The sequence below is a fragment of the Gordonia shandongensis DSM 45094 genome, from assembly GCF_000423025.1.
GTDB lineage: Bacteria > Actinomycetota > Actinomycetes > Mycobacteriales > Mycobacteriaceae > Gordonia > Gordonia shandongensis.
The window spans coordinates 24,742-35,913 of record NZ_KE383969.1 but is presented as its reverse complement, the minus strand read 5'-3'; the positions used below and the strand labels follow the sequence as shown (position 1 = coordinate 35,913).

At 68.0% G+C, this 11,172-nt stretch carries 8 protein-coding genes, 4 tRNA genes and 1 pseudogene; 10 read left to right on the top strand and 3 right to left on the bottom strand.

Annotated elements, in window-relative coordinates; genetic code table 11:
* The first annotated feature begins 84 nt into the window (after positions 1-84).
* A complete protein-coding gene (locus G528_RS0114670) occupies positions 85-1,032 on the top strand; it encodes an acyl-ACP desaturase (RefSeq protein WP_026919609.1) in 948 nt (315 codons plus the stop codon).
* Positions 1,033-1,108: 76 nt separating this feature from the next.
* Positions 1,109-2,527 carry a WS/DGAT/MGAT family O-acyltransferase gene (locus G528_RS0114665; protein ID WP_026919608.1) on the top strand — a complete coding sequence of 473 codons (1,419 nt, stop codon included), beginning with the start codon at positions 1,109-1,111 and terminating at the stop codon, positions 2,525-2,527.
* A gap of 98 nt (positions 2,528-2,625) precedes the next feature.
* Here the strand turns inward: G528_RS0114665 and G528_RS0114660 are convergent, their stop codons facing one another.
* Positions 2,626-4,647, bottom strand: coding sequence for an NAD(+) synthase (locus G528_RS0114660; RefSeq protein WP_026919607.1), 2,022 nt, complete (start codon positions 4,645-4,647; stop codon positions 2,626-2,628).
* 103 nt (positions 4,648-4,750) lie between these two features.
* Here G528_RS0114660 and G528_RS0114655 point away from each other — a divergent pair, with 103 nt between their 5' ends.
* Both G528_RS0114655 and G528_RS0114650 read left to right on the top strand, forming a co-directional pair.
* Positions 4,751-5,296: a copper resistance CopC family protein gene (locus tag G528_RS0114655; protein WP_035720243.1), complete on the top strand. Its 546-nt coding sequence runs from the start codon at positions 4,751-4,753 to the stop codon at positions 5,294-5,296.
* A gap of 6 nt (positions 5,297-5,302) precedes the next feature.
* Positions 5,303-6,205: a copper resistance D family protein gene (locus G528_RS0114650; protein ID WP_026919605.1), complete on the top strand. Its 903-nt coding sequence runs from the start codon at positions 5,303-5,305 to the stop codon at positions 6,203-6,205.
* 27 nt (positions 6,206-6,232) lie between these two features.
* On the opposite strand, the gene G528_RS0114645 is transcribed toward G528_RS0114650, so the two are convergent.
* Positions 6,233-7,135 (bottom strand): alpha/beta fold hydrolase, encoded by a 903-nt coding sequence (locus G528_RS0114645; RefSeq protein ID WP_026919604.1) that lies wholly within the window; start codon positions 7,133-7,135, stop codon positions 6,233-6,235.
* Between the two features lie 160 nt (positions 7,136-7,295).
* On the opposite strand from G528_RS0114645, the gene G528_RS17770 reads away from it, so the two are divergent.
* Both G528_RS17770 and G528_RS0114635 read left to right on the top strand, forming a co-directional pair.
* Entirely contained in the window at positions 7,296-8,189 is an 894-nt protein-coding gene (locus tag G528_RS17770) for an alpha/beta fold hydrolase (RefSeq protein WP_035720242.1), read from the top strand.
* Positions 8,190-8,221: 32 nt separating this feature from the next.
* A tRNA-Lys gene (locus tag G528_RS0114635) sits at positions 8,222-8,294 on the top strand.
* Between the two features lie 106 nt (positions 8,295-8,400).
* Here the strand turns inward: G528_RS0114635 and G528_RS17765 are convergent.
* On the bottom strand, positions 8,401-8,991 hold the full coding sequence (locus tag G528_RS17765) for an MmpS family transport accessory protein (RefSeq protein WP_084638251.1): 591 nt from the start codon (positions 8,989-8,991) through the stop codon (positions 8,401-8,403).
* A gap of 32 nt (positions 8,992-9,023) precedes the next feature.
* On the opposite strand from G528_RS17765, the gene G528_RS0114625 reads away from it, so the two are divergent.
* The 4 genes and pseudogenes from G528_RS0114625 to G528_RS18670 all read left to right on the top strand — a co-directional run.
* Positions 9,024-9,096: transfer RNA gene (locus G528_RS0114625), tRNA-Glu, on the top strand.
* 45 nt (positions 9,097-9,141) lie between these two features.
* A tRNA-Asp gene (locus G528_RS0114620) sits at positions 9,142-9,215 on the top strand.
* Between the two features lie 31 nt (positions 9,216-9,246).
* A tRNA-Phe gene (locus G528_RS0114615) sits at positions 9,247-9,320 on the top strand.
* 190 nt (positions 9,321-9,510) lie between these two features.
* Positions 9,511-11,172, top strand: a pseudogene (locus G528_RS18670) (hypothetical protein); the annotation flags it as partial.

The window sequence follows — 11,172 nt, the reverse complement described above, 5'->3', positions numbered from 1 at the left end:
AATGTCCGTAGCGCACATCACGCCCCAGCCCGCCGCCGAGACCGCTCCACCGCCGGCGCCCGATCAGTTCAAGGAGGCACACCGGTGCCCGATCTCTCCCAAGTCCAACTCCTCACCGAACTCGAGCCCGTCGCCGAGAAGGAACTCAACCGCCACCTCTCCCTCGCCCGCGACTGGCACCCCCACGACTACGTCCCCTGGGACGAGGGACGAAACTTCGCGGCACTCGGCGGTGAGGACTGGGACCCCGAGCAGTCGCGGCTCGACCCCGTGGCCAAGGCGGCGATGACCCTCAACCTCCTCACCGAGGACAACCTGCCGTCCTACCACCGCGAGATCACCGAGTACTTCTCACCCGACGGCGCGTGGGGAACCTGGGTCGGCCGCTGGACCGCCGAGGAGAACCGCCACGCCATCGTGATGCGCGACTACCTCGTCGTCACCCGCGGCGTCGACCCGGTGCAGCTCGAGAACGATCGCATGGCGAACATGACGAAGGGCGCGCACTCCGACGACCTCTACGGACTCCTGCGGGGCGTCGCCTACGTGGCGGTGCAGGAACTCGGCACCCGCATCAGCCACCGCAACACCGGCAAGGCGTGCAACGACCCGATCGCCGACAAGATGCTCCAGCGCATCGCGGCCGACGAGAACCTGCACATGATCTTCTACCGCAACATCTGCGGCGCGGCCCTCGACCTGGCACCCGACCAGGCGATGGAGGCGATCTCCGACGTCGTCACGACCTTCGAGATGCCGGGGATCGGCATGCCGAACTTCCGGAAGATGAGCCTCGTCATGGCCAAACACGGGATCTACGACATCCGCCAGCACCTGGACGACGTCGTGTGGCCGGTTCTGCGCAAGTGGCAGATCTTCGAACGCGACGATTTCACCGGCCGCGGGGAGAAGGCGCGCGACGAACTCGCCGCGTGGCTGGAGAGCACCGAGGCCGACGCCAAGCGCTTCGAGGAGCAGCGCGAGCGGATCCTCGCCCGCGAGGCCGCCAAACGCGACCGCGTCGGCGTCTGACGCGCCCGCAGCGAACAGCCCTGCAGCGAACACCGCTGGGCCGCCCCGGAATTCGGCGCGGCGCTAGAGTGGATTCATGCAGAGGCTGAGCGGCCTGGACGCGTCCTTCCTCTACCTGGAGACGCCGTCGCAGGTGATGAGCGTCGCCGCCGTGGTGCAGATCGACCCGTCGACCATCTCGGGCGGCTACACCTTCGACTCGATGCGCTCCGAGATGGGACGCCGGGTGCGCGGACTGCCCGCACTGCGCCGTCGCCTCGCCGACTCCGTCACCAACGTCGACCATCCCGTGTGGGTGGAGGACGACGACTTCGCGATCGAACGCCACGTGCACCGCATCGCCATCCCGTCGCCCGGCGGCGTCCGGGAGATGGCGCAGATGTGCGGCCACCTGGTGGGGCAGGTGCTCGACCGCACCAAACCCCTGTGGGACCTCTGGGTGCTGGAGGGGATGGCCGACGGGCGCGTGGCGCTGCTGCTGCGGATGCATCACGCGTGCGTCGACGGCGCGACCGTCGCCGACATCCTCGGCGAACTCGCCACCGACACCCCGCATCCGCCGCCCCTCGACCCGGAGCTGGTCAAGCAGACCGCCGGAGGAGGCTCGCGTCTGGACATCGCCGTCGGCGGCGCGGTGAACTTCTTCCTGCAACGGCCCGTGGCCTTCGCACGACTGATCCCGAAGACCGTGCCCGTCCCGTTCGAGTGGATCAGGCGTGCCCGCACCGGCGGCGGGATGCCCGCGCCGTTCCTGGCGCCCCGCACGCGGTTCAACGCGCCGCTGACCGCGCGGCGCACCCTCGCGTTCGCGCAGCTGCCGCTCGACGACGTCAAACGGGTCAAGGACCACTACGGGGTGAAGGTCAACGACGTGGTCCTCGCGATCGCGGGCGGCGCACTGCGCGAGTATCTCGAATCTCGCGGCGAACTGCCCGCGGAGCCGCTGGTCGGTTTGGTGCCGGTCTCGGTGCGCGGGGCCGCCGAGGGCGACCTCGTCGAGGCGGGCACCAACAAGGTGACCGGGATGTTCACGCGGCTGCCGACGTCGGTGGCCGATCCGGTCGATCGGATTCGGGTGGCCGGCGAGTACGGCAGGCAGGCCAAGGGCCACCACGGCGGCATCGACGCCAACATCTTCCGGGGATACGCCGAGTTCGCGCCCGGGAACGTGATGGGCGCGCTGATGCGGATGTACGTCGACCGCAGGCTCTCGGGTCTGCATCCGCCGGTGTTCAACGCCGTCGTCTCCAACGTCGCCGGACCGGATCGGCCGATGTATCTGCTCGGCGGCCGCGTCGAGGCCGTCTACCCGATGGGCCCCATCTTCCACGGGCTCGGACTCAACATCACGGTGATGTCGTCCGACGGCGTCATGAACGTCGGGCTGCTCTCCTGCCCCGACCTCGTGCCCGACCTGTGGGATCTCGTGGAGGCCTTCGGCAGCCAGCTCGATCTGCTGCTGGCGACGGTGCCGGACGCCCCGCCGGACGAGTAGCCGCCGCACCTCACCGCCGTATGTCACTGCCGTATTTCGTGACCCGAATCGGGTAACGAAATACGGCACAGTGCTCTCGGCGGCCAGACGGGGTGGAGCTAGTCGGGGTGGAGTCGACGGAGCCAGGCGGCAGCGGGGGCGTCCGACGGTGCGCGCCAGTCGCCGCGCGGGGAGAGGGAGCCGCCCGAACCGATCTTCGGACCGTTGGGCATCGCCGTCCGCTTGAACTGACTCGCCATGAACCGTGTGAGGAAGACGGTGAGCCAACGGTCGATGGTCGCGTCGTCGTACTCGTGACGCTCGTCGTCGCTCATCATCTCCGACCACGGCCCGCGCGTCCGATCACCCCACGCCTGCTGTGCCAGATACGCGATCTTGTCGGGACGGTAACCGAACCGGGTCAGGTGATAGAGGAAGAAATCGTGCAGCTCGTAGGGGCCCACCTGATCCTGCGTGTTCTGCACGTTCCCGTCGGCGTCGGCGGGGACCAGCTCCGGGGAGATCACATCGTCGAGGATCTCCCGCAGCGCGACGGTGGTCTCCACCGGGTACCGGCCGGTCGAGATCTTCCAGCGGATCAGATGCTGGATCAACGTCTTGGGCACGCTGCCGTTCACGTTGTAATGCGACATCTGATCGCCGACACCGTACGTGCACCAGCCGAGCGCGAGCTCCGACAGATCGCCGGTGCCCAGCACGATGCCGCCGCGATGGTTCGCCAGCCGGAACAGGTGCGACGTCCGTTCGCCGGCCTGCACGTTCTCGAACGTCACGTCGTAGACGGGCTCGCCGTCGGCGAACGGGTGCCCCAGATCGGCGAGCATCTGCCTGCACGACGGCCGGATGTCGAGTTCGGCCCCCGTCACGCCGAGGGAGTCCATCAGCACGTGGCTGCGCGCAAGGGTCGCATCGCTCGTCGCGAACCCCGGCATCGTGTACGCGTGGATGTCGGTGCGGGGCAACCCCATCGTGTCGAAGGCCTGCACCGCGACGAGCAGCGCGAGCGTCGAGTCGAGGCCGCCGGACACCCCGAGCACCACCTTCCGGATCCCGGTGGCCCGCAGCCGCGCGACGAGCCCCTGCACCTGGATTGCGAGAACCTCGCGACACCGTTCGTCGCGGTCGTCGGCGTCCGTCGGCACGAACGGAAATCGTGGGACGGGCCGACGCAGCGGTCCGGAGCCGTCGGGGACGCCGAGGGTGACGTCGATGCGGCGCACGGCGCGAACGCGGTCCGCCATGTCGCCGACCTGGTCGCGCAGCGAGATCATCCGCGCCCGCTCCTGCCGGAGGCGATCGAGGTCCACATCGGCGACGATGAGCTGCGGATCCATCGAGAACGCCTCACTGCGGGTCAGCAGGGTGCCGTTCTCGGCGACCATCGCGTCACCGTCCCACGCCAGATCGGTGGTCGACTCCCCGAAGCCGGCCGACACATACACCTGCGCCGCGACGCAGCGCGCCGAATGCCCGGTCACCAGCGACCGGCGGTAGCTCTGCTTGCCGACCGTCACCGGGCTGCCCGACACGTTGATCAGCACCGTCGCCCCCGCCAGCGCCGCCCACGTGCTCGGCGGGATCGGCACCCAGCCGTCCTCGCAGACCTCCGTGTGAATCCGCAGGCCCGGCACGTCGGACACCTCGATGATGAGGTCGGTGCCGAACGGCACGCGGCGACCGGCGACGAGAGCGGTGTCGCGGACCGCGTCGCGGGCCGCCGCGAAGTACCGCTGCTCGTAGAACTCCCGCTGGTTCGGCAGATACGACTTCGGGGTCACCCCGAGGACCCGGCCGCGATGGATCGTCACCGCGCAGTTGTAGAGCCCGTCGTCGACGCGCAGCGGGGCCCCGACCACCACGATCGGTGTCCGGTCGGCGGTCGCGGCGACCACCGTCGCGAGCGCGGCCTCCACCTCGTCGAGCAGCGCGTCCTGCTGGACCAGATCGTCGACGCTGTACCCGCACAGTCCCAGCTCGGGGAAGGCGACCACGGCGACGGCCTCGCGGTGTGCGCGGTCGATGAGCTCGACGGTCCGGGACGCGTTCTGCCGCGGATCGGCCAGAGCGACCTGCGGGACGGCGGCGGCGAGGCGGACGAATCCGTGTGAGTAGAGCGACACGCATTCAGGTTAATGCGTCGAGGCGTGCCACGATGGATCGCAGGCGGCTCCCGCCGCCTCGGTGTTCCGTGGAGTCACGTCTCACAAGGTCAGGTGTACGCGTATGTCCAGGTTGTTCTCCCGTCTCTCGGCGTTCGCGGTGGTGTCGGCGATGCTCGCCGTGCTCGCCGCCGTCGTCGCCGGTCCCGCGGCCGCCCATTCGGCGCTCGTCGAATCGAATCCGGCCCAGGACGCACAGCTCGACGCGGCGCCCGATCGCGTGGTCCTCACGTTCAACGAGGAACTCAAATCCTCGTACCCCGTGCTCAAGGTGGTCGGCCCGGACAACAACTTCTGGCAGCGCGGTGAGCCGAGCGTCAGCGGACGCGACATGTCGGTGGCGCTCGACGGACTCGGCCCGGTCGGTACCTACAAGGTCAACTACCGCGTCACCTCCGCCGACGGGCACCCCGTCGAGGGACAGGTGACCTTCGAGCTCACCAAGGCGGGCACGGGGACGCCGGGCCCGGTCGCCGACGACTGGGAGCCCGAGACCGATGAGGGCGGGCTGAGCGGTCTGGCGATCACCGGGATCGTCGTCGGCATCGTGGTGGTGCTGGCCCTGATCGTCGGGTCGCTGGTCGTGATGCTCGTGCGCCGTCGCTCCTGATCGCCGGTGATCGACACCGCCGGACTCCGTGCGACCGCGGTCGTCGTCGGCGGGACACTCGCGGCGGTCGGTGCCGCAGCCTGCTGGCTGCTGGCCGACCCGGAGCCGTCGTCGCTGGTCGGTGCGGTCACCCTCGCGGCGGTCAGCCTCCTGGTGGGACTCGGCGGTCTGCCGGTCCTGGGGGCGCGGCCGTCGCCGATCGTCGTGACCGTCGCCGCCGGAGTGTGGGGGATCGGGAGCGTTGTCGGCGGGTGGCTGCAGGTGGCCGAACGCGCCGGGATCTCGCCGCTCGACGTCCGCGGCGATCAGGTGACCGCAGGCGTCGAGTCGGGGCTGCCGGTGCTCGTCGGTGTGCTGGGCGCGGCGGCCGTCCTGTGCTGGGTGGTCGCCGGGTTTCGGACCGACCCGCCGGAGTCGGTGGTGGCGGTGATCGCCGGAGTCGGCGTGATCGCGGTGTCGGTGACCGGGCACGGCGGTCAGTCGTCGTGGCTCCCGGTGGTCCTCGGTGTGCATGCGGTGAGCGCGGCCTGGTGGTTCGGGTCGCTCGGCGCGCTGGTGGTGACCGTGCGGGGACGCGCCGGCTGGGCGCGGAGCCTGCCGGAGTTCTCGCGTCGGGCGCTGCCGGTGGTCGCGGCGCTGACGGTCACCGGGATCGTCGCGGCCGGTGCGCAGCTCGGAGTGGGCCCGCAGCTGTGGGAGACGGGGTACGGGCGCCTGCTGTTCGCCAAGTCCGCGGGGCTCGTCGTGCTCATCGCGATGGCGGCGCGGCATCGTCGGACGTGGGTGCCGCGTGCCGGTCGGCACGCGGGGACCGAACGCGCGTCGATCGTTCGTGCCGGATGCGAGCTGGCGGTGCTGGCCGCGGTCCTCGGGATCGCGGCAGGCCTGGCGACCACCCCGCCCCTGTGAGTTCGGGTCCGGTGAGTGCGGGGCCCGTCAGTTCCAGGCGTTCAGGAGGACGTCGAGCATCTCGACGCTGTTCCCCAGTCCGCTGAGGTGACTCTGGCCGGGGAGGTGGTGCAGTTCGGCGTTCGGCAGGAGCCGCACCATGTGCTCGCCGTGTGAGAACGGAATGATGTTGTCGGCGTCGCCGTGCCACCAGTGCACGTGCGCCCGCACGTCGCCGATCCGGAATCCCCAGTCGCTCACGAAGAGTTGCAGGTCGGCGAAGGGCGCCTCCATTCGCCGACTGCCGCCGTGGAGCAGATCGTCGAGGAACATGGCGCGGAACTCGGGGCGCGAGAGCAGTTCGCGGTCGGCTTCGGGGGACAGTCTGCCGTAGATGCTGATCGCCGGATCGGCGATCGGGCGGGCCACCCCGAGCGCGGTGCTGAGAAGCTTGCCGACGGGGCGTTGCGCCACCTTCATCACCGGGACCATGAACTTGGCCAGTTCGACGGCGCCGCCGGAGGTCGCGTCGGGTCCGTTGATCGGGGCGACGCCGCCGACCACGCCGGTCGAGACGATCCGGTCGGGCAGGAAGTGGGAGACGGCCAGCGCGTACGGACCGCCGCCGGACAGACCGATCACCGAGAAGCGGTCGATGCCGAGGGTGTCGAGCACGGTTCGGAAGTCGACGGTGAAGTCGGCGATGGACGCGTACTGGTGTTCCGTGGACGAGCCGACGCCCGGCCGGTCGAGCCCGATGAGACGGAAGCCGCGGGCCTCCGCGTACTCGCGGGCCTCGGTCGGGATCTGGCGGCGTGCGCCGGGCGTTCCGTGGAGCCACACGACGGCGGGGCCTTCGGGTGCTCCGAACTCGGAGAATCCGATTCGGCGACGACGCTGGTCGCCGACGGCGACGGAGCCCTCGAGCTTGGGGCGATCAATCGGTATCACGTCGAGGGAGTATGTCAGATGCCGCCCGCGGGTGAGACCGATTCGCCGATCAGTCTGACCTGTCTGGTCGGAGAACGTGTGGTCGGACTCAACGTGTGGTCGGCGTCTCGGTCCCGTCATCGTCGCCGGGCGGTGCCGTCTTCGGGTGTAGTTTGGTCTCGTGTCCGCAGTCAGTACTGGTTTCGAGAAGTTCCGGCGGGGGATCACCCACGTGGTCCGCCCCTACCCCGTGACGAACCTTCCGCAGGGGCGGAGGCTCGAACTCCCGGGACGCGGCGAGACGTACATCACCGATTCGGGTCCGCGTGAGGCGCCGACGGTCTTCCTGCTCCACTCGGTCACCACGACCGGTCTGCTGTGCTGGTATCCGGTCATCCCGATCCTCAACCGCGACTTCCGGGTGATCACGATGGATCACCGGTGGCACGGTCGGGGGATCGCCTCGGACGACTTCCGGCTCACCGACTGCGCGGACGATGTCGCCGCCGTCGCCGACCAGCTCGGCATCGAGACGTTCACGGCGGCCGGATTCTCGATGGGCGGAGGCATCGCGCAGCTCGCGTGGCATCGGCATCGCGATCGTGTCGACTCGCTCGTGCTGTGCTCCACCGGACCGTATTTCAGCAGCATCGATCCGCGGCAGCTCGAGGCGGAGGAGCGGCTGTCCCGGATCTTCGGGCGATTCGAGCGGATGATGCCGACTGCGTCGGACGAGAAGCTCGACGACTGGTCCCGGCATCCGGCGATCTGGGGGTTGCGGCAGTTCTCGACCACGAAGATGAGCCGGTACGGGGCGTTCGGCGCCGCGATGGCCGAGTTCGACTCCCGCCCGTGGCTCGCGGAGGTGGCCGTGCCGACGTCGGTGGTGGTCTCGACCCGCGACCGCGTGGTGGAGCCCGAACGGCAGGAACTGCTGGTGGCGGGGATCCCCGACGCCGAGCGTTTCGATGTCGACGGTGGTCACGCATGCTGTGTGATGGGTGCCGAGCGTTTCATCCCCGAGTTCACGTCGGCCGTGCGATCGGTGACGCGCCGACGGGCCGCCGTCGGCTGACTCGGGCGTCGCGTTAAACTCTCTGGGCGCACGCCCCTATAGCTCAGTTGGTAGAGCTACGGACTTTTAATCCGCAGGTCGCAGGTTCGAGCCCTGCTGGGGGCACTGATGAGCCGCCGTCGCGTCGGCGGCGGGAACGAGCACACGAACGAGGATCGGTCTCGGCCGGCTCCGTTGTCGGAGCGGGCCGAGACCGATCAGCGCTGCTCAGTCAGTCCGAAGAACTGGCGCTGTACGAACACGAGGCGGAGGCGCCGGGACCGTTGGCGGTCTGTGAATTCTTCACCGTGCCGTCGACGAGGATCTCACAGGTGATCTTTCCGTTGCCGTCGAACGAGTTCGACGCGGTCAGCGACGCGACCTTTCCGAAGCCGGTAAGAGTCACCTTCTTCTCCCAGGGGAGCGACGCCTCAGTGTCCTGGGCGCTGTTGAAGTTCGCATCGCTGTAGACGATGGACCCGGCGGTGCCGTCACCGGTGACGCGATAGGTGACATCGACCGTGCTCTTGGATTCCTTGTCGATCTCGTTGGCGACGCCACCGACGAAGGCGGCGCATCCGCCGATGATCGCGATGAAGACGACAACGATGATCCCGACGATCCACGGCCACTTCTTCCGCTTCTTCGGCGGCTGGTAGGGCTGCTGGGGCTGGTAGGGCTGATCGGGCTGCTGGGGAGGGAGTGGGGGCCGGGGTCGACGAGCCGATCCTGCGGTGGCCGGAGCGCTTCGTGGCGGGGCGGACCCGGCAACGCAGTTTTCCGTTCCGACCTGCTGATTTGTGTTCTCACACAGACGTGACATAGAGTTTGTCTCGCTCCCAACGAGGAACACCGGCCCCCTTCGTCTAGCGGCCTAGGACGCCGCCCTTTCAAGGCGGTAGCGCGGGTTCGAATCCCGTAGGGGGTACGCCACGAGGGTCTGCTACGGTCTTCGGAGCAACAAAATGAATAAGGCCCTGTGGCGCAGTTGGTTAGCGCGCCGCCCTGTCACGGCGGAGGTCGCGGGTTCGAGTCCCGTCAGGGTCGCTGTGGTTTCGGTTTCTGGCCGGCACCGTCTGGCCAGGTAGCTCAGTTGGTACGAGCGTCCGCCTGAAAAGCGGAAGGTCGCCGGTTCGATCCCGGCCCTGGCCACCGAAAGACCCCCTCGCCCGAGGGGGTCTTTTCGCGTGTCGATCCCGACCCGTCTTCTCCGCGAGTCCGCCGCCCGGCCGACGGCGACTCCGCGTTCCCCGAGGCGCCGCGTAATCTAAGGGTTCAACTACGTGAATCCGCAGCCCTATGGGAGGGTTTCGGAGACAGAACTGATTCTCGAGGAGGGCCGATGGGCAGCGACGGAAAGCCGCAGGAGAACAATCCGGCGCTTGACGTCGTCGACAATGTCGTCGACCGTGAATACACCGTCGAACGGCTGGTGGAGAATCCGGTCGAGAAGGTCGTCGACGTACCGGTGACGATGGAACGGACCGTGGAACGGCTCGTCGTCAACACCGTCGACACGATCATCGACAAACCCGCCACCGTCTCTCGACTCATCGAGAAGCCCGTCGTCACCGTCGTCGACGACATCGTCGACACCCCCGTCGACGTGGTGCGGACCGTCGAACGACCGGTCGTCACCGTCGTCGACGAAGTCGTCGACAAACCCGTGAACATCCACCGCCTCGTCGAAGAGCCCGTCGTCAGCTACATCGACCGCGTCGTGACACCCGAGGTGGAGCTCCCGCGCCAGGTCGAGGAGCCCGTCGTCACCTTCGTCGACGAGTTCACCGAAGTCCCCGTCGACGTCCCGCGCTCCGTGGAGAAGCCGGTCGTGACGGTGGTCGATGAGATCGTCGAGGTTCCCGTCGAGTTGTCGCGGGCGGTGGAGAAGCCGGTCGTGACGGTGGTCGATGAGATCGTCGAGGTTCCTGTCGAGTTGTCGCGGGCGGTGGAGAAGCCGGTCGTGACGGTGGTCGATGAGATCGTCGAGGTTCCCGTCGAGTTGCCGCGGATGGTGGAGAAGCCGGTCGTGACGGTCGTCGACGAGGTCGTCGACGCCGAAGTCGAGATCGGCCGCACCGTCGAGAAGCCGGTCGTCAGCATCCTCGACGAGATCGTCGACAAACCCGTCGAGATCCAACGGCTGGTCGAGAAGCTCCTCGTGACCGTCGTCGACGAGATCGTCGAACGCCCCGTCGAGGTGACCCGCATGGTCGAGAAGCTGCTCGTCGAAATCGTCGACGACGTGGTCGATAAGCCGGTCACCGTGGAACGCATGGTCGAGAAGCCGATCGTGACGATCGTCGACAAGGTCGTCGAAGTCCCCGTCGAATCCATCGTCGAGAAAGTCGTCGAGAAGCCCGTCGAGAAGATCGTCGAAGTGATCGTCGAGAAACCCGTCGAGAAGATCGTCGAGAAAGTCGTCGAAGTCCCCGTCGAGAAGATCGTCTACAAACCCGTCGAAACCGTCGTGGAAAAGGTCGTCGACGTCGCCGAGGAGAACGCCGTCGAAGTTCCCGTCGAAAAGGAACTCGAGATCCCGGTGGAGAAGATCGTCTACAAGCCGGTCGAGAAGGTCGTCGAACGCGTGGTGGAACTCGTCACCGAGAAACCCGAGATCACCACCGTCGAAGTGGCCCGCGAAGTCCCGGTGGAGCGGATCGTCGACAAGCCGGTCGAGAAGCCGGTCGACCACATCGTCGAGCGTGTGGTGGAACGCCCCAACGTCATCGAGAAGGTCGTCGAGAAGCCCGTCGACAAAGTCGTCGAGCGCGTGGTGGAACGCCCCAACGTCATCGAGGACATCATCGAAGACCCGGTCGACCACACCGTCGAACGTCGCGTCGAGAAGCCCAACATCGTCGAGGAGGTCGTCGAGGAGGTCGTCGACCACGTCGTCGAACGGATCGTCGAAGCCCCCAACATCGTCGAGGAGGTCGTCGAGAAGACCGTCGACCACGTCGTCGAGCGCGTGGTGGAGCGCCCGAACATCGTCGAGAAGGTC

Bases quoted from the DNA above. Each gene is read 5' to 3' on its own strand.
- G528_RS0114655 (WP_035720243.1), top strand. From the start codon at position 4,751: ATGTCCAGGTTGTTCTCCCGTCTCTCGGCGTTCGCGGTGGTGTCGGCG.
- G528_RS17765 (WP_084638251.1), bottom strand. From the start codon at position 8,991: ATGTCACGTCTGTGTGAGAACACAAATCAGCAGGTCGGAACGGAAAAC.
- G528_RS0114665 (WP_026919608.1), top strand. From the start codon at position 1,109: ATGCAGAGGCTGAGCGGCCTGGACGCGTCCTTCCTCTACCTGGAGACG.